Genomic DNA, 24,432 nt, shown 5'->3' on the forward strand with positions numbered 1-24,432 from the left:
TACTGGTAGTTTTTCACCATGTGGGAAACGGAGGTCCGCCTCGGGGAGCCGCCCGTCGTGGTGAACGCCGGAGTGGGCGTCCACGGCGTCGCGAGCCGCACCGACGTCTTCCGGCTGCCTGAGCTGTGGCAGCTGCACCTGTACCAGTACGACGCCGAGCTGATCGTCGACGGCACGCCGCACGCCATCCGCCCCGGCCGGGTCAGCCTCGTACCGCCCGGCACGACGGTCCGCTTCCGCTACCAGGGCCGCTCGGAACACCTCTACGCGCACTTGCGCATCGCACCCGCCGGCCCCCCGCGCGTCGTCCCCGTGATGCAGGACGCCGGACCCGAACTCCCCATGCTCACCGGCCTGTTGCTCCAGGCGATCGCCTCCGTGCCGGGCGCGCCCGAGCGCACCCGGGCCGAGATCTGGACGGCCCTGTGGCGCATCGCCCACCTCACCCCGGCCGCCGAGCGTCCCGGGCCGCACTCGGCCGTCAGCGCCGCGATCGCGTACATCGAGGCGAACCTGGCCGCCCCGCTCACCGTGCCCGCCGTCGCCCGCGCAGCGGGGGTCTCGCACAACCACCTGACCCGGCTCTTCCGCACCCAGACGGGCGGCACGGTCGTCGCCTACATCCGCCGCCGCAGACTGGACCGCGCCCACCACCTGCTGCGCGCCTCGACCCTCTCCATCCCCGCGGTCGCCGCGTCCGTCGGCATCCCCGACCTGCAGGCCTTCAACAAGGCGTGTCGACGCGAACTGGGAGCCTCGCCACGTGCCCTGCGCGGCGAGGCCGCCCCCGCGGGCGTGCCTATCTCTTGACGGCCTTCAGGATCACGAACTTCGCGTCACTGGCGACGACCTGGCTGTTGCCGAAGAGACGGCGCAGCTTCACGTGGTAGCCGAGGTGCCGATTGCCGACCACCCACAGCTCGCCGCCCGGCCGCAGCGCCCGGCGCGCCCCCGTGAACATCCGCCAGGCCGTGGCGTCGGTCGTCGCCTGGTGCGAGTGGAAGGGCGGATTGGTGAGCACGAGATCGACGCTCGCCGGCGGAACGCCGGTCAGCCCGTCGCCGACGCGGAACTCCGCCTTGCCGACGGTTCCCTCCGCGTCCACAGTTCCCTCGGAGGTTGCCCGATACGTCGCCTCCGCCGAGGCCACCGCCTGGTACGACTCGTCCACGAACAGCACCTCGGCCTCCGGGTCGGCCAGCGCCATCGCCGTACCGACCACGCCGTTGCCGCAGCCCAGGTCCACCACGCGCCCGGCTTCGGGCCCGTACGGCAGATGCTGGAGGAAGAACCGTGTGCCGATGTCGAGACGCTCGGCGCAGAAGACGCCCGCGTGGTTGACGACAGTGCGGCCGGAGACGGGACCGATGCCGTCGGGCAGCGTGTAGGTGTGCGGCCAGGGGTTCTTCGGCCGGGTGAGCGCGGGGTCCGGCTCGCAGAAGATCAGCCGGGCCTTCTTCTCGGCCAGCGAGGTCCTGGTCGGGCCGAGGATCCGCTCGAATAGCCTCAGCGTCGAGGTGTGGATCTCCTTGACCATGCCGGCACCGACGACGACCGTCCCCTCGTGCACTCCGGGCGCCAGACGCAGCAACTGGTCCTCCAGAAGCGCGAGGCTCTTGGGTACGCGGATCAGAAGCACGTCGATCCGACCGGGCGGCGCGTCCTGGGTGGTGAACAGACGCACGGAGTCCGCGTCGACACCGCCCCGTGCCAGATTCGCGCGAGTCGCCTCCTGGGCGAGGAACGAGTCCGTGATCTGCCCCGGCCGCAGCGAGTGAAGGGCGGTGACGAGAGCGCCCCAGCGGTCGCCCACCACGACGACGGTTCCGTCCAGCGGCTGTCCCCGCTCCGCGAGTTCCGCGAGATGCCCCAGCAGATACGCGTCGGAGGCGTCCCAGGCGCGCAGCCGGTCACGGGGGTCCTCGGGGAAGCGGGCCAGTTCGTACTCGCCCCATGGTGTCGCCATACGCTCGGTCATCGTGTCCCCAGACTCACAGATTTCATTAGTCATCCATAGTTTTACTTAGTGTTCTCTGTGTACAGTGTGCGGCATGGAGTTGCTGCGCATGTCGAAGGCCGCGAAGCGTCTGGGGATCCACCCCATGACACTCCGCCAGTGGGCGCTCGACGAAAAGATCCCGTTCACCTGGGTCGGCCGCGAACGCCGCTTCTCCTCCGTCGACATCGAGAACCTGAAGCGCGGCGGCACCGACCGGCCCCGCCGGGAACTCCTCTACGTCCGCGTCTCCGGCCCTACCGGCCAGGAGACCTCCCTGGCCGCGCAGGAAGAGGAGCTGCGGACCACCGCCACCGGTGAAGTCGTCAAGGTCGTCAAGGACAGGGGATCCGGGCTGAAGGAGAACCGCCCCGGCCTTAGCCGGGTCCTAGCGATGGTGTCCGATGGCTCGGTGACCGTAGTCCGCGTCACCCACGAGGACCGGCTGGCCCGGTTCGGTGTCGGCTGGCTCGAGCAGCTGTTCGCCGTGCACGGCGTGACGCTGGAAGTACTGCACCCGAAGAAGTCCGGGGGGCGGGAAGAACTCCTCGAAGACTTCCTGTCCCTGGTCACCGCCTTCGCCGGACGCCTGTACGGCATGCGCTCCGCCGAAGCCCGCCGACAACTCCTGGCGGAAGCCCAGGAGCGTTCATGAGCCGGAAGCTGCCGCTCACCGACACCGAGACCTCCCGCACCGCCTGCGCCCGGGGCGTGCTGCGCACCGCGGTCGACGAGAACACCGGCGAGTTCCTGTCCGCTTCCGTGCTGGCGGAGCGGGTCGGCTGGACTACCAATCTGGTGTCCGGCATGGTCAATGATCTGCTGGCCGACCACTGGAACACCCCCGACGTGGATGCGCTCGCCTCCGGCGAGGATGCGGGCGGCCAGAAGCTGCCGTCGAACGCCTGGATGGCGCTGCGCCGCCTGGGCTGGACCGTCACCCCGGGCGCCAAGGTCAACGACCGCATCCTCCGCATGGCACAGGAACAGGCCGGACGCACCCTGCGCTCGGCGAAGTGGCGGGCCGATCTGACCGCCGGCGTCCTCAAGACGTGGCCCGCGGATCCGAAGAAGCGCACCGCCGAGGAGTGGGATGTCGTCCGCGATGCGGTGCCCGGCGGGCAGCACCTGCCCTCCAGCATCATCACCTCCCGCACCCGTCAGATCGCCGCTTTCCGGAAGAAGCACGGCCGGCTCCCGGCCGACGTGTTCGAGCTGGAGAGTGAGCCCCGCATTGCCCGCATGCTGCTGCTGTCCGCCTGTGACGGCCAGCAGGCCACCATCGAGCGCGCCGATGAGCCGGGCCGGGCGCTGCTGCGCCTGCAGCTGCCCACCCGCCCCGATCCGCGGTCGTATGCGCACTGGACGTGGGTGGCCTGCCCTATCAAGGTGCCATTGACGGTCCCCGCGAGCGCGGTGCTGCACCTGCCCACCCTGCGCCTCCACCAGGACACGGTGCGGGCCGACCTCGCCTACACCCACGCCGTCCCAAAGACGCAGCGCACCGGCCACACGGTCGCCCTCGGGGTGGACTGGGGACTGAACACCCTGCTCAGTGCGGGCGCCGCCCGACTCCACGACGACGGCACGATCACCACGCTCGGCTCCGGTGGCATGTTCCGTGCGTCCGGCGTCCTGTCGAAGCAGCACCGCCTGCGCCGTCAGTCCGAGTACCTGCATGCCCGGGCCGACCGGTACGACCGGCTCATCGGCGAACGCGAGGACCATGCTCTCGTGGACAAGCGTCAGATCCTCACCGACGAGATCCGGCACGTCTCCGACCGCCGCTCGAACCTGAACGACGCCCTGGCCTGCTCGGCCGCCCGGTGGGCGGTGGACCAGGCGATCGCCGCCCGGGCCACGGTCATCTACGTCGAAGACCTCCGCTCGATGGAGGCCCGCGGCATGGGCCGCACCATGAACACGCGCCTGTCGCAGACGGTGCGCGGGCAGATCATCGACCGGATGCGCCACCTGGCCGCCGAAGCCGGTATCGCCGTGGTGGATGTCCCGGCCCGCAACACATCCAGGCACTGCCCGCAGTGCCTGGTGCCGCTGCGGCACCGCAAGGCCCCCGACCGGCCGACCGTTGCGGGCTGGAAGTGGGCGATCTGCCCCTCGTGTAGCTGGCAGGGCGACCGGGACCAGGGCGCCTGGCGGCGTATTGCCGCACGCGGCCTGACCCACCAGACCAAGACGGTCACCGACCGTGCCAGCGGCACCATGGTGATCCGCTCGGTGGTCGACAGACTCGAAGCCAAGGCGGTCATCACACCGCCTGCCGCCCAGAGCGGCCGGGATCGGTCCAAGAGGGGACCGACCCGCCACCGAGCAGCATGTCCGACGCCCAGGCGACGCCGGACACCCTCCCCCGCCAGGCTGCAAGACCTGGCGGGCCAGCGTCCGGAGGGACACGCTCACACGGTCCGGAGACTGCCTCGTGCGGCCCTCCGGAACCAGGGCGTGAAGACGATCAGCACACACCGCCCGCAAGGGGCAGTCCTGGGTGCGGGGTTCCACCTGCACGCCCACGCCTCCCCTCCCCGGTGGGAACACGTACCAGGCACCACGCTGACCACGTTTCCCTCAACTGATCAGAGACGCTAGCCGAGCCGCAGCTTTCGCCCGTACGTCTCCGAGCAGTGCGCGACCATGGAGCCATGAACGCCGAGCTGTTTCCCCGGAGCCGTACGGAGGTCGCGCCGGGCGCGGTGCACGTGCCGGACTGGGTCGATGCCGGGCGCCAGCGCGAACTGCTCGAAGCCTGCCGCGACTGGGCGCGCCCACCCGCCGGCCTGCGCACGGTCCACACACCCGGCGGCGGCACGATGACGTCGCAGCAGGTCTGCCTCGGCTGGCACTGGTATCCGTACGGGTACGCGCGCACGGTCGTCGACGGTGACGGCGCGCCCGTGAAGCCGTTCCCGGAATGGCTGGGCGAGCTCGGCCGTCGTGCGGTGGCCGATGCCTTCGGGGGCGACGACGCCTTCGAGGGCGAGCCGACAGCCCCGTACGACATCGCCCTGATCAACTTCTACGACGCCGGCGCCCGCATGGGCATGCACCGCGACAGCGACGAGAAGTCCGACGCCCCCGTGGTGTCCCTGAGCCTCGGCGACACGTGCGTCTTCCGCTTCGGCAACACCGTGTCCCGTGCACGCCCTTACACGGACGTGGAACTGCGCAGCGGCGACCTCTTCGTCTTCGGCGGCCCGGCCCGCCTCGCGTACCACGGCGTACCGCGCGTGGATGCGGGCACCGCGCCTCCGGAACTCGGCCTGACGGGCAGGCTCAACATCACGCTGCGGGCCAGCGGTTTCTAGGCGAGGCCCTCAACCGTCCGGATCATGGGAGACTCCCACTCATGAACGGCAAGCCGACCCCCCGAGCGGCGGGAGAAGGAATCACGCGGACCCGGCTCGACCGCGGACGCGGCGCGCTCGGGCCCGCGTTGGAGCTCGTGCACACGGGGCGCGCGCCGACGCGGGCCGTGCTCACCGCCGAACTGGGGGTGACGCGGGCGACGGCCGGCGCGGTGGCCGCGGAGCTCGAAGCGCTCGGGCTGATCCGGGTCGACGCCCGCCCCGGCGCCGCCGCCGGCTCGCAGGGCCGGCCCTCGCACCGGCTCCGGCTCGCCGAGGACGGCCCCGTCGCCCTCGCCGCCCAGGTGCACGCCGACGGCTTCCGCGCGGCGCTGGTCGGGCTCGGCGGCCGTATCGTCGCGACCGCGCCCGGCTGCGAGATCGTCGACGCCGACCCGGCGAAGGTGCTCGGTTCGGTCGTCGACGCGGGCGCCCAGCTCCTTCAGCAGACGGGACGCCACTGCGTGGGCGCCGGACTCGCCGTGCCCTCCGCGGTCGCCGAACCCGAGGGCACGGCCCTCAACCCGCTCCATCTGGCCTGGCCGGCGGGCGCACCCGTACGGGAGATCTTCGCGGAGCGGATCCACGCGGCCGGGATCACCGGCCCGGCGTTCGCCGCCAACGATGTCAACCTCGCCGCGCTCGCCGAGCACCGTCACGGCGCGGGCCGTGGCGCGCGCGACCTGCTGTGCGTGGCCACGGGTCACCGCGGTGTCGGCGGCGCGCTCGTGCTCGACGGCCGTCTGCACACGGGCAGTTCGGGCCTGGCACTCGAAGTCGGCCACCTCACGGTCAACCCCGAGGGCCGCCCCTGCCACTGCGGCAGCCGAGGCTGCCTGGACGTCGAGGCGGATCCGCTCGCCTTCCTCACCGCGGCGGGCCGCGACCCCGGCCCCGAGGTCTCGCTGCTCCAGGAGGCGAACGACCTGATCCGCGACCAGTACGCCGACCAGGCCGTCCGTACGGCCACCGAGGCACTGATCGATCGGCTGGGCCTGGGACTTGCGGGGCTGGTCAACATCCTCAACCCGGACCGCATCATCCTCGGCGGACTCCACCGCACCCTCCTCGACGCCGACCCGGGGCGCCTGCGCGCCGTCGTCGCCGACCGCAGTCTGTGGGGGCAGAGCGGCGGCGTACCGATCCTCGCCTGCACGCTCGACCACAACAGCCTGGTGGGAGCAGCCGAGTTGGCCTGGCAGCCGGTGCTCGACGACCCGCTCGCCGCGCTCACGGCCCGGTAAGGCTCCACAGCGCCGACACCAACGGCCGCCGCAGATCGGCACGTCGTACGCACAGGCCGATCGGGAACGGCTCCGGTGGGGGAGAGGCGGGCAGCACGGCCAGACGGTCGCGCACCGCGCTGTTCTCGAGCACGAGACGGGGCGCGACACCGGTGCCGCAGCCGAGCGCGACCAGCGTCAACAGCCCTTCGTGGCCGTCGGGTTCGGCCGCCACGTCGGGTGTGACGCCCCGTCCGCGGAACCATCGGTCGGCCACCTCTCGCACCAGTCCACGGTGCGGCAGCACGAACGGCCCGCCGAGGCCGTCGTCGGCGCGGTCGCGGGCCGTCACAAAGACCAGCTCGGTCACCGCCACCGTCCGGCTGACCAGCGGCCCCGGCAGCCGCGCCGGAATGCCCGCGACCGCCGCGTCGACCTCGCCCTCGTCGAGCCGGGCGAGCGCGGCAGCCGCATCTCCGGTGCGCAGGTCGAGGCGTACCTGCGGATGTGCGGCGCGAAAGCGTGCGAGGAGGTCGGGCAGGAGCGCCTGACAGGCCGTCACGGTCGCGAACACAGCCAGCCTGCCGGTGAGTTCGGCCGGGTCCGGGTGCTCCTCGCGGTAAGTGCGCCACAACTCCAGCGCCTCCATCGCGTACGCACGGAAGCGATGCCCTTCCGCTGTCAGCGACACCCCGCGCGGGCCGCGGTCGAAGAGCCGGTGGCCGAGCTCCGCCTCGAGACGCTGCACGGTGCGGGTGAGCGTCGCGGGGCTGACATGACAGTCCAGACTCGTCCGGCCGAAGTTCAGCGTCTGCGCCAGATGAACGAACAGCCGCAGCTCGCGATGATCATTGAGCATGCCTTCACCTGCGTCTTTCATCTATCGCAACACCGCGCTGCACAAGTTGCGCTTGCCGCAACACGCAGCCGGAGCCTACAACTCGACCATGACCTCAGTGACCTCTGTGACCTCGATGTATGCCTCCACCGTCTTCCCCCTCGAAACCATGACCGTCCCCGGCGGCACCGAGACGATCCTGCGCGGCGGCCGCCAACTCTTCCCCCTGCTGCCGCGGGCCTTCGCGGGCGTCCACCGCATCGGCGTCATCGGCTGGGGCCCTCAAGGCCGCGCCCAGGCAGCCAACTTGAGGGACTCCCTGGCCGGTACGGACATCCGCGTCGCCGTCGGACTGCGCCACGGTTCCGCCTCGGCCGCCGATGCCCGCGCGCACGGGTTCACCGAGGCGGACGGCACGCTCGGCGACTGGCTCGCTGTCACCGCCGAGAGCGACCTGGTGATCCTGCTGATCGCGGACGCTGCGCTCGCCGCCCACCACCGGGAGCTCTTCGCAGCGCTGAAGCCCGGAGCCACGATCGGCCTGTCGCACGGCTTCCTGCTCGGTCATCTCCGGGAAAACGGCGGCGAGTTCCCTGCCGGGCACGGCGTGATCGCCGTCTGCCCCAAGGGCATGGGCGACTCGGTGCGACGGCTGTATTTGCAGGGCGCTGAGATCAACGGTGCCGGAATCAACAGCAGTTTCGCCGTGCACGCCGACCCCCACGGTCACGCCGTCGACCGTGCGCTGGGCTGGTCGGTCGCGCTCGGCTCCCCGTACACCTTCCACACCACCCTGGACAGCGAGTACCGCTCCGACATCGTCGGCGAGCGCGCCATCCTGCTCGGCGCCGTCCACGGCCTCGTCGAGAGCCTGTACGCGCGCTTCCGCCTCGCCGGCGGCGACCCGGTAACCGCGTACGAACGGTCCTGCGAGAACGTCACCGGCCCGATCGCCCGCACCATCTCACGCTCCGGCCTGCGGGCGGTGCGCGAGAACCTCGACCCGGCGGGGCGGGACACCTTCGACCGCGCGTACACGGCGACCTACGGCCCCGCCCGCGACCTCGTCGCCGAGATCTACGACGAGGTCGCCGACGGCACCGAACTGCGCAGTGTGATCCTCGCCGAACAGCGCCTCGGCACCTGCCCGATGACCGAGATCGGCGGCTCGCCCATGTGGGCGGCGGGCGACGAGGTACGCGCCCGGCGACCCCAACGCGCGCTGTCCGTCGACCCGTTCACGGCCGGCGTCTTCATCGCCACCATGACAGCCCAGATCGACGAGTTCGCCGAGCGCGGCCACCCTTGGTCGGAGATCGTCAACGAGTCGGTCATCGAGGCCGTCGACTCGCTGCTGCCGTACATGCACGCCCGAGATGTCGCATACATGGTCGACAACTGCTCCCGCACGGCCCGCCTGGGCGCCCGCCGCTGGGGCCCGCGCTTCCAGGCGGCGTACGAGCAGATCGCCTTCCCGGCCTCCGAAAAGCCCGCGGACCAGGCCCTGTTGAACGCCTTCACCACGAACCCGGTGCACGAGGCGCTGGCCGCTGCGGCGAAACTCCGGCCGTCCGTGGACATCGCCGTGGTCTAGCCCGAGGACGAGGGTCCGGCCGGAGCGGAGGAGGCGGAGTACTGTGCCACGCCCTCGCCGAAGGACCAGTCGATCGGCTCGTTCTCGATCAGGTTGACGAACACGTTCCGCGGCTCGGTCCCCGCGTAGTCCCGGGCGAGTTCGGCGATCCGCCGGTACAGCGCCTGCTTCTGCGCCGGGGTCCGCCCGGAGCGCAGGGTGATCGTGACGTACACGAGGCCGTCGTCCCGGTGGATCCCGAGGTAACCGTCGTCGTAGCGCAACGTGCTGCGGCTGCCGTCATGGCCGACCAGGACCTGGAACCGGTCGTCGGGCGGGATCCCGATGGCCTCGACCAGGGCGTCGTGCACGGCACGGCCTAGGGCGTCGAGCCGATCGGGGTCGGCTCCCAGGGCGTCGATGCGGACGAAGGGCATGTCGGCGGTTCTCCTTCTCGATCAGGGGGGTCAGTAACTGCTCGCTGAGAAGCGTGCATAAGGTCGCTTTAGCTCGATCGTGTGGTGGTCCGCTTGCAGGCTTGCGGCGCCCTGGGCCGTCCGGGTTAACGTGATTGTGCGATCTGGGATGCCGAGTTCGGCGTCGGCGTGCGGGGCCCCTGCTCCACCGGAGTGATGGTTCAGGGCCTCCCCGTAGCCGCTGGCCGTGCTCGTCTGGCCAGGTCGTACAGGGAACTGGCTTCCCGGGACCGGACCGCGCACAGGATGCGTGTCGCCGCCCCGGGGCCGAGTACGCCGGGGACCAGTGCGCCCAAGACCGTTCGGGTCGTGCGGCTGAATGGGCTCACTCCTATTCAGTCTTCAGGAACGGTGTCTTACAGGGGTCGCGGCAACTGGTCCCGCTGCGGGGCGGACATATGCAGCACCTCGTACGCGTCGCCGTCCGCCTTGGGGGTGTCGTGCTCCCAGAGGGAGAAGTGGAGGAGCTCCCAGCGGCTCGGGTCGACGACGGCCGCCGCGAGCACCGCGCCGTCCTCCCCTGCCAGCCGCTCGGCCTCCCGTGCTGCCTCAGCCCCGGCCTCTGTCAACTGGGCGCCGTCCGGCACCTGTTGGCGCCGCAATACCGCGACCCGTGCGGGGGAGTCGGCGGCGCCGCCCTCCTCGTACGCCAGCCCGGTCCACTGCCGGACCGACGGGCGCCCGAAGTCGTCGACGATGCCCTGGAAGGGGCCTCCCCAGAGGAAGGAGTTCATGCCTGCGACGGTGTTCCACAGGTAGAACGGCGCGTACTGGTTCACCGGCGATCCGTGTACGCCGCGCTCGCGCATCAGGTAGGTCTTGAAGCCGAGGCCTTCCCAGTCGTCGAGCAGATGCCCCTTGCGGGCGACTCGGTCGCGGATGATGACCATGTCGTAGTCGGCGGGCAGGGTGAGCTCGTACTGCATCGCGTGCACAGGGTGCCTTCCTAGTGCGGTGAGAGGAGGGAGAGCAGGCCCCGGACGCCCACATCGAAGGCGGCGGGCGAACCGGACGCGCGGGCGAGGACATAGCCGCCCTGGACGGTCGAGACGACCGTCGCCGCGATCTCCTCGCCGTCGAGCCCGGGCGCGAACTGGCCCTGCTCCTTGCCCTCCTCGACGATTCCGGCGAGCTGTTCACGCAGCCAGTCGAGCGTCTCGTCGACGGGTGCCCGCAGTTCTTCGTCGGCGATCACGTCCGGGTCCATCGTCAGCCGCCCGATCGGACAGCCGCGCAGCACATCGCGCTCGCGCCGCAGATACGCCTCGATGCGCTCGTACGGCGTTCCCGGACCGTCGAGTACTCCCGCGGCGGTAGCCCGCATCTGCTCGGCGGTCCGCCGGATCGCGGCCAGGGCGAGGTCCGGCTTCCCCTTGAAGTGGTGGTACATGCTGCCCTGCCCGGCGCCTGCGCGCTCCAGGATGGCCTTGGGGCTGGTGCCCACGTAACCACGCTCCCACAGCAGCTCACGGGTGGACTCGATCAGACGCTCCGACGTGCTCATGCAGGCACTGTACATACTAGTAGTTACAGAAGTCGAGCCTTTAGGGAGCAGCGGTGAGCAGCCCGCGTACTCCCGGGGAGGTACGCGCACTGCCGCTGGCCGTACGACGACCCGGGACCCCCTGCGGGACGACTCTCGGAAGCGACACGCAAGGACATCGCACAGCGCATCGCTACCGAGGAGTTGACCGATCATGCAGACCCTGGCGCACTTCGGCGACGGCGGGCCCGGCCCGTGGATCCTGTTCTTCCCGGTGATCTGGGCACTGGTCATCGGCGGCGGCATCGCGCTGCTGCGCCGCACGGTGTGGCGCGGACGCCGCGGCCCCTGGCGACCGGCCGCCGAGGACAACTCACCCCTCACCGTGCTCGGCCACCGCTTCGCCTCCGGCGAGATCGACGAGGACGAGTACTGGCGCCGGCTGTCCGTCCTGGACGAGCAGTTCGGCCGGACCGGCAAGGGCGGTGCGGCATGACCACGACGGTGACCACCACGCGCACCGCGGCCCGCGTGGTCGATGCCGTGAAGGTGTACGGCAGCGGCGACACCGGCGTGCGGGCTCTGGACGGGGTGAGCGTCGACTTTCCGGCCGGCCGCTTCACCGCGATCATGGGGCCTTCGGGCTCCGGAAAGTCCACATTGATGCACTGCGCGGCCGGACTCGACACGCTCACATCGGGCACCGCCCACATCGGCGACACCGAGCTGAGCACCCTCGACGACCGCCGCCTCACCCTGCTGCGCCGCGACCGCGTCGGCTTCGTGTTCCAGGCGTACAACCTGGTGCCGACGCTGACCGTCGCGGAGAACATCACGCTGCCGCTGGACCTGGCGGGCGGCAAGGGCGACATCCGCGACAAGGAATGGATCGACGCGCTGGTCGATGTCGTCGGCCTGCGCGGCCGGCTGCACCACCGGCCCTCCGAGCTCTCCGGCGGCCAGCAGCAACGCGTCGCCGTGGCACGGGCGTTCGCCGGCCGGCCGGACGTCGTCTTCGCCGACGAGCCGACCGGCAACCTGGACTCCCGCTCCGGTGAGGAGGTCCTCGGCCTCCTCGGCCGCACGGTGCGTCAGACGGCCCGCACGGTCGTCATGGTCACCCACGACCCCGTGGCCGCCGCCCATGCCGACGAGGTCGTGTTTCTCGCGGACGGGCGCCTGGTCGACCGTATGACCTCCCCGACCGCCGACAAGGTCCTGGACCGCATGAAAGCCTTCGAGGTGCCGTCATGAACGCGTCCCTGCGCATCAGCGTGTCGTCCCTGCGCGCCCACAAACGGCGCTTCGCCGGTACGTTCCTGGCGGTGCTCCTCGGAGTCGCGTTCCTCGCCGGCACCCTCGTCATGGGCGACACCCTGCGCGCCGGCTTCGACACGATGTTCGGCAACGCGACGAGCGGCACCGACGCCGTCGTCCGCAGCGCCGACACCATCACCACGCCGGGCGAGAGCCAGGGCGTACGACAGCCCGTCGACACCGGCCTGGTGAAGAGGATCGAGGACACGCCCGGCGTCGCCGCCGCCGTGCCCAACATCGAGGGCGCGGGCCAGCTCATCGGCGCCGACGGCGACCCCGTCGGCGGCGCGGGACCGCCCACGCTCGCGGGCAACTGGATCGACGACCAGAAGCTCAACCCGTACCAACTCGCCGAAGGACGCGCCCCATTGAAGTCCGGCGAGGTCGTCGTCAACCGCGGCACCGCCGAGCGGGGCGACCTGAAGATCGGCGACACCACGACCTTGCGTACGCCCGACTCGGTCAAGGTGACGATCGTCGGTCTCGCGCGCTTCGGCGGTGAGGACGGCATGGCGCAGGTGACGTTCACCGGTATGACGCAGTCCGACGCCGAGAAATACCTGACCGCGAAGCCCGGCGAGGCTGCGAGCATCCAGGTGCGGGCCGGTCCCGGCATCAGCCAGCAGGAGCTGGTGGACGCCCTGACTCCCGTACTGCCCAAGGGAATCGAGGCGATCACCGGTCAGGAGTCGGCCGCGGAGAACACGGACATGATCTCCGGCCAGTTCCTGAGCCTGTTCACCACCTTCCTGCTGGTGTTCTCGGGCGTGGCGCTGCTGGTCGCGACCTTCTCCATCCACAACACCTTCGCGATCGTCGTGGCCCAACGCACCCGGGAAAACGCCCTGTTGCGTGCACTTGGCGCCTCGCGCAGGCAGGTCACCGTCTCGACGCTCGTCGAGGCGAGCGCAGTCGCCATCGTGGCGTCCGCGGCGGGTCTCGCCGGCGGTATCGGGATCGCGGCGGGGCTGCAGGCGCTGTTCCCGGCGATCGGATTCCCGTTCCCCGACGGCGACTTGGTGATCGGCGGCCTGTCCATGCTGCTGCCGCTGGTCGTCGGCATCGTGGTCTGCCTCGGCTCCGCCCTGCTGCCCGCCGTCCGCGCGGGACGCACCGCACCGCTCGCCGCGCTGCGGGAGACGGCCGTCGACCATTCCGGAGCGTCCCGCACCCGCGCCGTCGTGGGTGGCGGACTCGGCGCGCTGGCCGTAGCGGTCACCCTGACCGGGGTGTTCGTGAGCCCGTCCCTGTGGCTCGCGGGCTCCGGGGCCCTCCTGGCGCTCGCCGCCTTCGTGGTTCTCGGCCCGGTCGCCTCCACCACGGCCGTACGCGCCCTCGGCAGCCCGCTCGACCGGCTGCGTGGTGTCACCGGCGGGCTGGCCAGGCGCAACGCCCTGCGCAGCCCGAAGCGGACCGCCGCCACCGCGAGCGCGCTGATGATCGGTGTCGCCGTCGTCTCGCTGTTCACGGTGTTCGGAGCCTCGCTGAAGGCCACCATGGACCAGACGGTGTCGCGGTCTTTCGCGGGCGACGTCGCCGTCAGCACCCCGTCGTTCGGAGCGGGTGGCAGCGGACTGAGCCCGCGGCTCGCCGGCGCCATCGGGGAGCGGCCCGAGGTGGACACGGCCGTCGGTCTCGGCCGCGGTGTCGCCGAAGTCGACGGCAAGGGGCGCGCGTTGACGGTCACCGACCCGGCCGCGCTGGAGCGCACCTTCGACCTCGGCACGGTCCAGGGCTCGATGCGGAACCTCGGCACGGACGGTATCGCCATCACCGGGAACGAGGCCGAAAAGCAGGGCCTGAACACCGGCGACAAGGCCCAACTCACCTTCACCGACGGCAAGAAGGAGACCTTCACGGTCCGCGCGCTCTACGGTCAGTCGGAACTCGCGGGCGAGTACGTCATCACCCGCGAGGCCTGGGCCCCGCACCGCACCCAGGACTCCGACACCCTCGTCGCCGTCTCCTTCAAGGACGGCGTGAGCACGGCCGACGGCAAGGCGGCGGTCGAGAAGGTCGCCGCGGCGTACGGCAACCCCGAGGTGCAGACGCGCGACGAGTACGCACAGTCCTCGGCGGGAGGCATCGACATGATGCTCACCCTGGTCTACGCACTGCTCGCGCTCGCGGTGCTGATCGCGCTGCTCGGCATCGCCAACACGCTGACGCTCGCGATCCACGAACGCACCCGCGAACTGGGCCTTTTGAGGGCGGTCGGGCAGACCCGGGCGCAGCTGCGCGCCATGGTCCGCTGGGAGTCGGTCCTGGTCGCCGCGTTCGGCACGGTGGGCGGACTCGTCCTCGGCGGCTTCCTCGGCTGGGTGCTCGTCAAGGCGTCCGACGGCGCCAGCGACAGTGAGTTCGCCTTCTCCCTGCCGCCCACCCAGCTCGCGCTGGTGGCGCTCGTGGGCGTCGCGGCCGGAGCGCTCGCCGGCCTGCGGCCCGCCCGGCGGGCCGCGCGACTGGATGTGCTGCGCGCCATCGCCTCCGGCGGTTGAGCGGGTTACCTCCGGCGGTCGAGCGGGTGCGCCTGCCGGGAGGGTGGGTTCGGTTCATTGGCGACTGCAGGTCCGTTGTGGCTGGTCGCGCAGTTCCCCGCGCCCCCGACGGGGCGCTCCCGGAACCGGCAGCCACCATGCGAATCAGCCACGACGTGCCCGCAGTCTCCCACCGGCGGGAGGGGACGTGGGCCGGTGCGTCGTATGCCCGTCGCGTAGGTTCTGTCTCGGCCCGCCTGCGCCCTGTGGAAACCGAAGGGCCGTATGCCCTGTTGGCGACGGGCTGACGCACCGGCCCACGGCCCCGACCCACCACGCACCCCAGGGGCGCGGGGCTGTGACATTAGCGGCTCCGCCGCGGGGCGCGACCGGCCACACTCAACCCGCAGCCGCCCCACCGCCGGAGGCACCCTGCGGGGAAGGCGCGACACCCACAACGAACCCGTAGCGCACTAACGAACCGCGCCCAGCGGAGCGCCTCGCGCCGGCGCCTCCGTAACCGCGCCGTACGGCGGACAGGGCGGCAGTGTCACCGCAGGGGACGGCGCCGCGAGTGTGAACCACACGACCTTGCCGGACTCGCCGTCCGGCCGAACCCCCCAGCTCTCGCTCATCGCTGCGACCATCGCAAGGCCGCGACCGCAGGTGGCGGAGGCGTCGGCGTCCCGGACCTCGGGAAGCCGGGGATCGTGGTCATGCACCGAGACCGTGAGCCGGTCGAGCAGCAGCTCGATCTCCACGGTGCACACCTTGTCGGGTTCGGCGTGCTGGTGAACGTTGGTCAACAGCTCGGTCACACCGAGCGCGGCCCGGTCTATCAAGGGGTCGAGATGCCAGTAGCGCAATTGCGCCGAGACGATCCTGCGGACCTGGCCGATCCGCGACGGCAGGGCTTGGAGCTCCACCGTGCAGTGCCTGCTTGGCTGGCTGATCACGGCTGCGACTCCCCGAAATGAGGTCCGGAAGAAGACGAGTACGGATCCAGCAAGGTGCCTGAGTACAACGGCCGCCTGCTGTTCGTGACCGGCGCACGCTGCTTCACAGCGTTATCACCGGTAAACCCAGAGTGACGTGGGATCAGCGTGACTCAGGGGATGGGGTCCTGCAACTCGTGGCACTCTCAGTGACCGCGCCCCGCCGCCTTGCGCACCGCCTCGATGAACCGGCGGGCGGCGGGCGGTCCGGGCTCGCCCGGAGCGGGGTCGTGTTCGCCCAGGGTGAGCGTGTAGCGGGTGCCGTTGACCTCCGCCAATGCGCGGTCGTCATGGGCGAACCACGGCTTCGACGCGCGGACCGCCCGCACGGGTGCGCTGTCGATCTCGCTGCCGTAACTGGTGAGCAACTCCAGCCTGCCGTCGCTGATCCGGACCTGCCCGGCCCGGGTGAGCGAACGCAGCCTCTTTCCGATCCGTACGCCGGTGGCCGTGAACTCCGGCTCCGCCATGATGCCCCGCCCCCTTGTGCGCTACGACTGTGCTCCGGTCCTGATCCAGTGTGCGTCGCGCCCGGGATCGCCGTCTCGTGTCGGGTTCGCCGTCCCCTGCGGTGCAGTCTGCACGTCCCTCGCGTCGAGCACCAGTGCGCACGCGGGTGTCAGGCGCACGGTTCGGCGCACTCGGGCGGATGCGCCCCCCGTCCCTGTGTGCCAGTGGTTCCTTTGAGGTGCTCAAAGGTACGTTTATGCAGGTGAGAAGCGTGCGGAAGCTGTCTATGATCGAGGCGTCCGACCCGCCGAACCGGTGTCGGCCCATCCTGAAGGAGCCCGGCCGTGACAACCCCAGAACAGGCCCGCACCCATGAGCCGATGGCCACCCTCGATGTCGACCACAGCGACACGGAGTACCGGCACTGGCTCAAGGAGGCCGTACGCAAGGTCCAGGCCGACGCCAACCGCTCCGCCGACACCCACCTGCTGCGCTTCCCGCTGCCCGAGGCCTGGGGTATCGACCTGTACCTCAAGGACGAGTCCACCCACATCACGGGCAGCCTCAAGCACCGACTCGCCCGCTCGCTGTTCCTGTACGGCCTGTGCAACGGCTGGATCCGGCGCGACCGACCCGTCATCGAGGCGTCCAGCGGCTCCACGGCCGTCTCAGAGGCGTACTTCGCGAAGCTGATCGGGGTGCCCTTCATTGCGGTCATGCCACGCACGACCAGCGCCGAGAAATGCCGACTGATCGAATTCCACGGCGGGCAGTGTCACTTCGTGGACGACCCGCGCAAGATGTACGAGGAGTCCGCCGCCCTCGCGGCCGAGACCGGCGGCCACTACATGGACCAGTTCACCTACGCGGAACGGGCCACGGACTGGCGCGGCAACAACAACATCGCCGAATCGATCTACCGCCAGCTGAAGTTGGAGCGCTACCCCGAGCCCGCGTGGATCGTCGCCACGGCCGGCACCGGTGGCACGTCGGCGACCATCGCCCGCTATGTGCACTACATGCAGCACGACACCCGTATCTGCGTGGCCGACCCGGAGAACTCCTGCTTCTTCGAGGGCTGGACGACGGGCAACGCGGACGTCACCACCGACTGCAGTTCACGCATCGAGGGCATCGGCCGGCCACGCATGGAGCCGAGCTTCGTACCGGGTGCCGTCGACCGGATGATGAAGGTGCCGGACGCGGCGAGCGTGGCCGCCGTACGCGCACTGGAACAGTCCATCGGCCGCAAGGCGGGCGGCTCGACCGGCACCGGGCTGTGGAGCGCGCTGAAGATCGTCGCCGAGATGGTGGCCATGCGCCGCACGGGAAGCGTCGTCACGCTGCTGTGCGACCCCGGGGACCGCTACCTGGACAAGTACTACTCGGACGAGTGGCTGGCCGCACAGGGGCTGGACATCGCGCCGTACGCGAAGGCGATCGAGTCATTGCTGGCTACGGGGGTGTGGCCGGACTAGGCGTTATCGGGGTGCACGCGCGCGTACGCCTCATGCCCGTGCTGAGGCGAGCCGCCGGTCCAGCCTCGTCACCGCGTCCCGGAACGCGCGCCCCAGCCCCGGCCGCCCCAGCTTCACGGCGAAGCGGAACGCCGCGGTCCCGTCGGCGGCCGACGTCCACTGCACCCGCGTACCGGTGCCGTGCGGAGTCAGCCGCCACTCCTCGACGAGGGCACGGACCCCGGGGGCGTTCGTCTCGTCCACGCGATACGTGTACACCTCGGCGGGCTCGGCCGCGATCACCGTCTCCTGGAAGTGCGTACCGCCCTTGAGCCGGATCTGCCGCCCTGCGCCGCCCTCGGTCGGCCGGGCCAGCGTCACCGCCGAGAACCATTCCGGCCAGCCCGCCACGTCCTCGGCCAGCGCACGGAAGACCGCCTCCGGCGGCGCGCTCACCACTCTCGCGAACACCAGACGCACAGGAGCGGACTGGACGAAGTCGAGCCCCACCGGGCGCAGTTGGCGAGCCACGTGCGAAAACCCCCTCGCGGGAACGGAATCCGGACCGTGTCAGACCCGAGGTGAAGCGGTGGAATACGGGCGTACGGTCACGATAACTGGCGGTCCGTCAGATGTCTGTATCTTCCTCGGGCTCGCCCGCCACCACCAGGCGCCGCAGATGCTCGGAGACCTCCGCGCGTGCCTCGGCGGGCAGCCCGGCGTCCGTGACCAGCGTGTCGACCTGTTCCAGAGCGGCGAACGAACTCAGCCCCACCGTGCCCCACTTGGTGTGGTCCGCGACCACGACGACGCGCCGCGCGGACTGCACGAGCCGCCGGTTCGTCTCGGCCTCCGCCAGGTTCGGCGTCGACAGGCCCGCCTCGACCGAGATGCCGTGCACACCGAGGAACAGCACATCGAAGTGCAGCGCCCCGATCGCCTGGTCGGCGACCGGTCCCACGAGCGAGTCCGAGGGCGTACGCACACCACCCGTCAGTACGACCGTGGCCGCACCCTGCCGCTGTCCGGAGGTGCGCTGTGCCGCATGGAAGACATCGGCCACCCGCACCGAGTTGGTCACCACGGTCAGGTCCGGCACATCGAGGAGCTGATGGGCGAGCGCGTACGTCGTCGTACCGCCCGACAGGGCGATCGCCGTGCCCGGCGCGACCAGGCTCGCCGCGGCCCGCGCGATGTCCTCCTTGGCGGTCAGCTCCAGTCCCGACTTGGCCTCGAAGCCCGGCTCGTGGGTGCTCGCCTCGACCACCGGGACCGCGCCGCCGTGCACCTTCTCCACCATGCCCTGTCGGGACAGCGCATCCAGATCGCGGCGGACGGTCATGTCGGAGACACCGAGCTTCCTGGTGAGCTCGTTGACGCGGACGCCGCCGCGCCGCCGGACCTCGTCGAGGATCAGAGCGCGGCGCTGCTCCGCGAGGAGGTTCTGATTCTCACTCACGTCCGCTCCGGTCCCTTCGACTCGTTCTGCCCGACACTGCCTCGAACCCCCTCCGACTCGTCCGACCCCCTTCGACGAGGACATTCTCCCCGCCCGAGGCCCCAAGGGCGTCCCATACTCGCACGGGTGACCACCCCTTGCGCCACTGCCTGTGCCCACGCGCACACGTCACGCGGGCAACGCGGGGCCGTCACAGTCACACGGATCGGGGAGATTCCGTGACCAGGGGTGCGCACCTGGCCCGCAGCCGGGATTCTTGTACCTGCACATGACACATGCCACCAGGCATCACGGGGGAAGCGAAGACAGTGGAGCGTTCACAGGAGCGTGCCTCGGCGGGGCAGGCGACCAGCCCCGAGCGGCGGCCCGAAACGGCCGACACCGCACTTGAACTTCTGGTCCACGGCGTGGGCGGCACCACGCCCGAGGAGATGCTGAACGATCCGCGCACCGTGCGGATCACCGGCGACGAGACGGCCGCCGTCTTCCGCCGCGTCGACGACGCCGATGCGGAGAAGCGGCCGGACGACTACCGCGGCAAGCCGGTGCCCGAGGCGTACGTATGGTGCAACCTCACCTCCGGGAACGGCGCCCGTGCTCTGTGGCTGCTGCTCCTTCCGTTCATGGTGGTCAATCTCGCCCACTGGATGCGGCCCACGGTGAGCGACAACCGGACGAGGACGGTACGCCTCTACGGCCTGCTCGTCCGGCTGGTGAGTCTCACCCTCACGGTGCTGCTGGTGGCCGCCGCCTGCGAGGTGGCCCTCGACCTTGCGGCCTGGCAGTGCGCGGGCACTCGCGCGTGCGCCGCGGATCACTCCTGGCTGGGCTTTCTGGCACCGGTCGAGTCCGGCGACGGCTGGTGGAGCCAGCCCGGCCGCCGCCTCGCCCTCGCCGCCGTGGTGCCGGCCGCTCTCACCGGTCTCCTGTGGTACCTGTCCCACCGCACCTGGAGCGCGTACGAGTCTCAGCAGCCGATGACCGACGGGGCCGACCTGGACGAAGACACCGGCCGCCTGGGCCTGGGCCGCCCCGGCTTCTGGTACGGGCGCCGCCTGGTGGCCCGGCTGCGCGCGGCCCACACCGCCGCGGGGCTGCTGACGGTCACCGCCGGCGTCGGCACCTCCGCCGCCCGTCACGACCGCCGGGACGGCGGGCCGGCCGTACTGGAGGCACTGGGCTGGCTCCTGAACGCAACGCTCGTCGTGGGCGCGGTCGTTGTGGTGTGGGTCGTGTGCCGCAGGGGCCGCAGCGAGAGGCGACTCGACCGGCAGCTCGACGAGGCCCTGGTGCGCTGGCTGCCCATCGGCTCGCTGACCCTGCTCACCCTCACCATCGTGTACGCGGGCTGGTCACGCCCGGAGTGGCGATCGGTCGCGCGGCTGCCGGGTGACGCAACCTTCGGCGGCATCGTCCTCGTTCAGGGCCTGCTCGTGATCGCGATCGGCGTGGTCGCCCACCTCCTCTACCGCTCCCACCCCGACACCCGCACCGCGATGCGCGGACTGGCCGGGCCCGCCGTCGCCATGCTGGCCTGCGCGCTCGGCGGCGTGTTCTCCGGCGGTGTGGCCCAGCGCGTCGCCGACTGGCTCGACGGCACCGGAGGCTCGATCAAGGGCCCGCCGGTGTTCCTGACCTGGCAGGCGTCCGTCATCCCGCCCCTCCTCGTCGTCCTCTTGGCGCTCTTCGCCTGGCTGGCCCGGCGTACGGTGCAACTGCGCCGCGCCGCGATGAGCGAGGTGGAACAGGACTATCCCTCGGAACCCAAGGACACCGAGCGCACCCGACGCATCGCGCGCACGCGCGCGATGGCCTCGCTCACCGACCGGGCTCCCCGCATCATCGGCATCACCTCCGCCGTGACGCTCCTGCTGGGCATCGTGGCCCTGGTGGGCGCCATGACGGCCGACGAGGTGCCGGGCGAGGCCGCGCAAGGGACGTACGCCTTCGTGGAGGGCGCGGCCGAGACCGCGCAGGCGCTCGGCTCCTGGCTGATCGGCGTCGGCTTCATACTGTTCGTCACCTGGGGCCGCCGTGCCTACAAAGACCCCTCGGCCCGGCGGACCATCGGCATCCTGTGGGACGTCGGTACGTTCTGGCCGCGCGCGGCACATCCCTTCGCACCGCCCTGCTACGCCGAGCGCGCCGTGCCCGACCTGACCTGGCGCATGGCCACCTGGACGCGCACCACAGGCGGACGGCTCGTCATTTCCGGGCACTCCCAGGGCAGCGTCCTCGCCGCCGCCGCGGCCTGGCAGCTCACCCCGTCGGTGCGCAAGCGAGTCGCGCTGCTGACCTACGGCTCACCCCTGGAGCGGCTCTACGGGCGCTGGTTCCCGGCCCACTTCGGTCCCGACGCGCTCAGCGGCCTGCACCGTGAGGTCGACTGCTGGCGCAATCTCCACAGGGCCACCGACCCCATCGGCGGCCCCGTCCGGCTGCCCGGCGACTGCGGCCCGAAGGTCGACCGCGAGCCGCTCAAGGACCCTCTCGCATACGGCCGGACCGCCGAACACCCGCTGCCCGCGCCGATCCTCGGGCACTCCGACTACCAGGCGGATCCTGCGTTCGCCGAGGAGCGGCAGCGGCTGCTCACCCGGCTCAGGCCGGATGTGCCGGGACCGCGCCCGGAAGGCGGGGCCCTTGGACCTCATGAGCCTGATCCGGACACGCCGCCCGGTGGCGATTCTCAGCCCGGTCCGGGCGCGGACGGCGAGCCTCAGGGCAACTCGGGCAAGTCCTCGGCGTAGAGCAGGGTGAGGTCGTCCGTGCTCGGCTCGGTGAACTGGGCGACCCGCCCCGCATGCCGCTCCACCATCGCCTCGAACGTCTGCCGCGCGGTGCGGCCGTTGCCGAACGCGGGCCCCTTCGGGATGGCCGTGAAGTACTTCAGCAGCGCCTCGCCCGCGCCCGACGCCAACCGGTACTCGTGCTCCTCGGCCTGCTGCTCCACGATCCGCAGCAGCTCCTCGGGAAGGTAGTCGCTGAAAGTGATGGTCCGTGAGAAGCGGGACGCAACCCCGGGGTTGACGCGAAGGAAGCGCTCCATCTCGGCCGTGTATCCCGCGACGATCACCACCACCGCCTCTCGGTGGTCCTCCATCAGCTTCACGAGCGTGTCGATGGCCTCGCGCCCGAAGTCGCGTCCCGAGTCCTCCGGCGACAGCGCGTACGCCTCGTCGATGAACAGCACGCCTCCGCGCGCCTTGTCGAAGGCCTCCTGCGTACGGATGGCCGTGGAGCCGATGTGCTCGCCGACCAGATCCACCCGGGACACCTCGACGAGATGGCCCTTCTCCAGGACGCCGAGCGAGGCCAGGATCTCGCCGTACAGCCGGGCGACGGTCGTCTTTCCGGTGCCGGGGGAGCCCGTGAAGACCAGATGGCGCCGCACGGAGGCCGCCTTGAGGCCCGCCTGCTGGCGGCGGCGGCCCACCTCGATCATGTCGGTGAGGGCACGCACCTCGCGCTTGACGCTGTCGAGGCCCACCAGCGCGTCGAGTTCACCGAGCACGGCCTTCGACGAGCGTGCGGGCTGCTCCGGCTGCCCGGGCGTCTGAGCCGTGACGAACGGCTCCTGCTCGGTCGTGCGCTGGCCCGGGATGGCGCCCAGCAGACCGGTGGAGTGGCTCGTCGTCTCCACGGCCGTCTGAGCTGCCGGAGGCCGTACCCCGGCGCTCTCGTCGCTTGTGCAGTCCTCGACGATGGGCCCGCTGCCGGACGCCTGGTCGCCGCCCGCGTCCGCGAACTCGTAACCCCCGCGCGCGCAGCGCTCCGTACGGCATTTCCTGAGCGTCGTACGGCAGCCGTCGATCACATGGAAGCCGTAGCCCCCGCTGCCCGTGACCCGGCAGCCGTGGAAGCTGCCGCGGCCCCCGGCCGACACATAGAAACCGGCCTCCGCGGGCGAGTCGACCGTGCAGCGCTCGACGGTGGGGTCGGCGCCCTTGGTCACGATCACACCCGTCTGCGCACCGTCGATGGTGCAGCCGGACAGCGTGCCACCGCTGCCGTGATCCCGGAACCAGGCGCCCGTCGCGGCGTCCCTGATCCGGCAGTCGTCGAGCTGCGCGGTGGCGCCGTCGCTCACCGACACCGCGGTGTTGCGCACCTGCCACAGATCGCTGTCGACGACATCGGCACGCGAGCCGCGGTCGAGCACGAAGAGGGCGTCCGGCACATCGTGCACCCGGCACGAGTCGAGTACCACGGTCGCGCCGTCGCTGACCCAGACCGCGGGGTAGTCGCCCGTACTGTCATGGATCTCGCACTGGTTGGCGTCCACGCGAGTGCCGGGGTCCCACACCGACAACCCGTTGCGCCCGAACTGCCGCACCGTGGAACGGGTCATCGTGAGGACCGAGCGGGAGCGAAGATCGACCGCGTTCTCCGGGATGTCGTGGATCCGGCAGTCGGCGAGCGTCAGAACGGCGTCCGTGTCGAGCGTGACACCGTCCGCCGTCGTCCGGTGCACGACGCAGTCGGTGAGATGCGCCGTCGCCCGCGCTGTGACCTGGACGCCGCTGCCCCTGACCTCGTACACCTCGCAGCCAACGGCCTCCAGAGCGGAATGCTCACCGGTCGCCGACAGGCCCGCTCCCGAGGCGTGGTGCACCCGGCAGCGCTCCAGGCGCGGGTGGGCGGCGCCGCGCACGGCGATGCCGGACTGACCGGCCGCCACGACCTCGCAGTCCTCGAACACCCCGCCCCCGCCGTCCAGTACGGCGATGCCGACACCTGCCGGATTGTCGACCGTGCAGCGCCGCACGGTCGGACGCGCACCGCCGCGCACCTCGATCCCTGCTGCGGATCGCGTGACGATCCGGATGTCCGTGAGTTCCGGTGTGCCCTCCTCGACGAGCAGCGCGGGCGCCGCCGCGTCCTGGCCCTCCACGAGCAGGTCCTGGACGACGGCGGATGCGCGCACCGTGAGCGGCACACCATCCACGGGCGCGATCCGTACGGAACCGGGGGAGCCCTCCGGGCCACGGAGGGTCACCGTCCGCTGCACGACGAGGTTCTCCCGGTACGTACCGGGCGCGACGGTGAGTACATCACCGTCGCCCGCTGCCTCCAGGGCGGCGGCGAGCGATGCGTACTCACCCGTGCGGCGTCGCCACCGAGACGTGCCGGTGTGCGTCACCTGGACCGTGCCCTGTGCCATGGCGCTGTTGTGCCCCCACCTCGTCGTACGCGGGTCCTGAGAGGCTCCTCGTCGCTCCCCCTCGCCCCCGAGCGGTCAGCTCACGGGGGTTCGGAAACAGCCTCTCACGACGGTGCCGAACAGTTCGGCCGGTCCACCGTAGCGTGCGCGGGCAGGGGGAGT

21 protein-coding genes are annotated in these 24,432 nt (G+C 71.0%); 11 read left to right on the top strand and 10 right to left on the bottom strand.

Features of this window, described 5'->3' with window-relative positions; translation table 11 throughout:
* Positions 1-18: 18 nt before the first annotated feature.
* Positions 19-810: a helix-turn-helix domain-containing protein gene (locus ACGFNK_RS34135; RefSeq protein WP_393422154.1), complete on the top strand. Its 792-nt coding sequence runs from the start codon at positions 19-21 to the stop codon at positions 808-810.
* On the opposite strand, the gene ACGFNK_RS34140 is transcribed toward ACGFNK_RS34135, so the two are convergent.
* Positions 800-1,978, bottom strand: a complete 1,179-nt coding sequence (locus ACGFNK_RS34140) for a methyltransferase (RefSeq protein WP_393422156.1) — start codon at positions 1,976-1,978, stop codon at positions 800-802. The genes ACGFNK_RS34135 and ACGFNK_RS34140 overlap by 11 nt on opposite strands.
* A 73-nt stretch (positions 1,979-2,051) precedes the next feature.
* Between ACGFNK_RS34140 and ACGFNK_RS34145 the strand changes: the two genes are divergently transcribed.
* From ACGFNK_RS34145 to ACGFNK_RS34160, 4 genes are read left to right on the top strand one after another with little or no spacing between them, the layout of a single operon-like run.
* Positions 2,052-2,651, top strand: coding sequence for an IS607 family transposase (locus ACGFNK_RS34145; protein ID WP_393422158.1), 600 nt, complete (start codon positions 2,052-2,054; stop codon positions 2,649-2,651).
* Positions 2,648-4,603 (top strand): zinc ribbon domain-containing protein, encoded by a 1,956-nt coding sequence (locus ACGFNK_RS34150; RefSeq protein ID WP_393422160.1) that lies wholly within the window; start codon positions 2,648-2,650, stop codon positions 4,601-4,603. Before ACGFNK_RS34145 ends, ACGFNK_RS34150 begins: the two co-directional genes overlap by 4 nt.
* Before the next feature lie 53 nt (positions 4,604-4,656).
* Positions 4,657-5,319, top strand: a complete 663-nt coding sequence (locus ACGFNK_RS34155; RefSeq protein ID WP_393422161.1) for an alpha-ketoglutarate-dependent dioxygenase AlkB family protein — start codon at positions 4,657-4,659, stop codon at positions 5,317-5,319.
* A 41-nt stretch (positions 5,320-5,360) separates the two neighbouring features.
* A complete protein-coding gene (locus ACGFNK_RS34160; protein WP_393422163.1) occupies positions 5,361-6,602 on the top strand; it encodes an ROK family protein in 1,242 nt (413 codons plus the stop codon).
* On the opposite strand, the gene ilvY is transcribed toward ACGFNK_RS34160, so the two are convergent.
* The gene (gene ilvY, locus ACGFNK_RS34165; RefSeq protein WP_393422165.1) at positions 6,589-7,440 is read right to left on the bottom strand and encodes an HTH-type transcriptional activator IlvY; all 852 of its coding nucleotides are present in this window, start codon (positions 7,438-7,440) and stop codon (positions 6,589-6,591) included. The two genes, ACGFNK_RS34160 and ilvY, sit on opposite strands and share 14 nt — an antisense overlap.
* A gap of 88 nt (positions 7,441-7,528) precedes the next feature.
* Between ilvY and ACGFNK_RS34170 the strand changes: the two genes are divergently transcribed.
* On the top strand, positions 7,529-9,013 hold the full coding sequence (locus tag ACGFNK_RS34170) for a ketol-acid reductoisomerase (RefSeq protein ID WP_393422167.1): 1,485 nt from the start codon (positions 7,529-7,531) through the stop codon (positions 9,011-9,013).
* Here ACGFNK_RS34170 and ACGFNK_RS34175 read toward each other — a convergent pair.
* The 3 genes from ACGFNK_RS34175 to ACGFNK_RS34185 all read right to left on the bottom strand — a co-directional run bounded on the left by ACGFNK_RS34175 (position 9,010) and on the right by ACGFNK_RS34185 (position 10,972).
* Positions 9,010-9,429 (bottom strand): tautomerase family protein, encoded by a 420-nt coding sequence (locus ACGFNK_RS34175; RefSeq protein ID WP_393422169.1) that lies wholly within the window; start codon positions 9,427-9,429, stop codon positions 9,010-9,012. The genes ACGFNK_RS34170 and ACGFNK_RS34175 overlap by 4 nt on opposite strands.
* A gap of 395 nt (positions 9,430-9,824) precedes the next feature.
* Positions 9,825-10,403, bottom strand: a complete 579-nt coding sequence (locus tag ACGFNK_RS34180) for a DUF4865 family protein (protein WP_393422171.1) — start codon at positions 10,401-10,403, stop codon at positions 9,825-9,827.
* An 11-nt stretch (positions 10,404-10,414) separates the two neighbouring features.
* Positions 10,415-10,972: a TetR/AcrR family transcriptional regulator gene (locus tag ACGFNK_RS34185; RefSeq protein ID WP_393422173.1), complete on the bottom strand. Its 558-nt coding sequence runs from the start codon at positions 10,970-10,972 to the stop codon at positions 10,415-10,417.
* Between the two features lie 193 nt (positions 10,973-11,165).
* Between ACGFNK_RS34185 and ACGFNK_RS34190 the strand changes: the two genes are divergently transcribed.
* The 3 genes from ACGFNK_RS34190 to ACGFNK_RS34200 are packed head-to-tail and all read left to right on the top strand — an operon-like array spanning position 11,166 to position 14,766.
* Positions 11,166-11,447 carry an SHOCT domain-containing protein gene (locus ACGFNK_RS34190; protein ID WP_393422175.1) on the top strand — a complete coding sequence of 94 codons (282 nt, stop codon included), beginning with the start codon at positions 11,166-11,168 and terminating at the stop codon, positions 11,445-11,447.
* The gene (locus tag ACGFNK_RS34195) at positions 11,444-12,205 is read left to right on the top strand and encodes an ABC transporter ATP-binding protein (RefSeq protein WP_393422177.1); all 762 of its coding nucleotides are present in this window, start codon (positions 11,444-11,446) and stop codon (positions 12,203-12,205) included. Before ACGFNK_RS34190 ends, ACGFNK_RS34195 begins: the two co-directional genes overlap by 4 nt.
* On the top strand, positions 12,202-14,766 hold the full coding sequence (locus ACGFNK_RS34200) for an ABC transporter permease (RefSeq protein WP_393422179.1): 2,565 nt from the start codon (positions 12,202-12,204) through the stop codon (positions 14,764-14,766). The genes ACGFNK_RS34195 and ACGFNK_RS34200 overlap by 4 nt, the downstream gene beginning before the upstream one ends.
* A 452-nt stretch (positions 14,767-15,218) precedes the next feature.
* On the opposite strand, the gene ACGFNK_RS34205 is transcribed toward ACGFNK_RS34200, so the two are convergent.
* A complete protein-coding gene (locus ACGFNK_RS34205; RefSeq protein ID WP_393422181.1) occupies positions 15,219-15,701 on the bottom strand; it encodes an ATP-binding protein in 483 nt (160 codons plus the stop codon).
* A 185-nt stretch (positions 15,702-15,886) separates the two neighbouring features.
* On the bottom strand, positions 15,887-16,210 hold the full coding sequence (locus ACGFNK_RS34210; protein ID WP_344390421.1) for a hypothetical protein: 324 nt from the start codon (positions 16,208-16,210) through the stop codon (positions 15,887-15,889).
* A 360-nt stretch (positions 16,211-16,570) separates the two neighbouring features.
* Between ACGFNK_RS34210 and ACGFNK_RS34215 the strand changes: the two genes are divergently transcribed.
* Positions 16,571-17,668, top strand: a complete 1,098-nt coding sequence (locus ACGFNK_RS34215) for a PLP-dependent cysteine synthase family protein (RefSeq protein WP_393422361.1) — start codon at positions 16,571-16,573, stop codon at positions 17,666-17,668.
* 30 nt (positions 17,669-17,698) lie between these two features.
* Here ACGFNK_RS34215 and ACGFNK_RS34220 read toward each other — a convergent pair whose 3' ends face one another.
* On the bottom strand, positions 17,699-18,178 hold the full coding sequence (locus ACGFNK_RS34220; RefSeq protein WP_393422183.1) for an SRPBCC family protein: 480 nt from the start codon (positions 18,176-18,178) through the stop codon (positions 17,699-17,701).
* 97 nt (positions 18,179-18,275) lie between these two features.
* Positions 18,276-19,106, bottom strand: coding sequence for a DeoR/GlpR family DNA-binding transcription regulator (locus ACGFNK_RS34225; RefSeq protein WP_386348612.1), 831 nt, complete (start codon positions 19,104-19,106; stop codon positions 18,276-18,278).
* A 308-nt stretch (positions 19,107-19,414) separates the two neighbouring features.
* On the opposite strand from ACGFNK_RS34225, the gene ACGFNK_RS34230 reads away from it, so the two are divergent.
* Positions 19,415-21,856, top strand: a complete 2,442-nt coding sequence (locus ACGFNK_RS34230) for a hypothetical protein (RefSeq protein WP_393422185.1) — start codon at positions 19,415-19,417, stop codon at positions 21,854-21,856.
* On the opposite strand, the gene ACGFNK_RS34235 is transcribed toward ACGFNK_RS34230, so the two are convergent.
* Positions 21,826-24,270, bottom strand: a complete 2,445-nt coding sequence (locus ACGFNK_RS34235; protein ID WP_393422187.1) for a right-handed parallel beta-helix repeat-containing protein — start codon at positions 24,268-24,270, stop codon at positions 21,826-21,828. The two genes, ACGFNK_RS34230 and ACGFNK_RS34235, sit on opposite strands and share 31 nt — an antisense overlap.
* Between the last annotated feature and the right edge of the window lie 162 nt (positions 24,271-24,432).

Source organism: Streptomyces sp. NPDC048825 (assembly GCF_043198355.1).
GTDB classification, from domain to species: Bacteria; Actinomycetota; Actinomycetes; order Streptomycetales; family Streptomycetaceae; genus Streptomyces; species Streptomyces xiangluensis.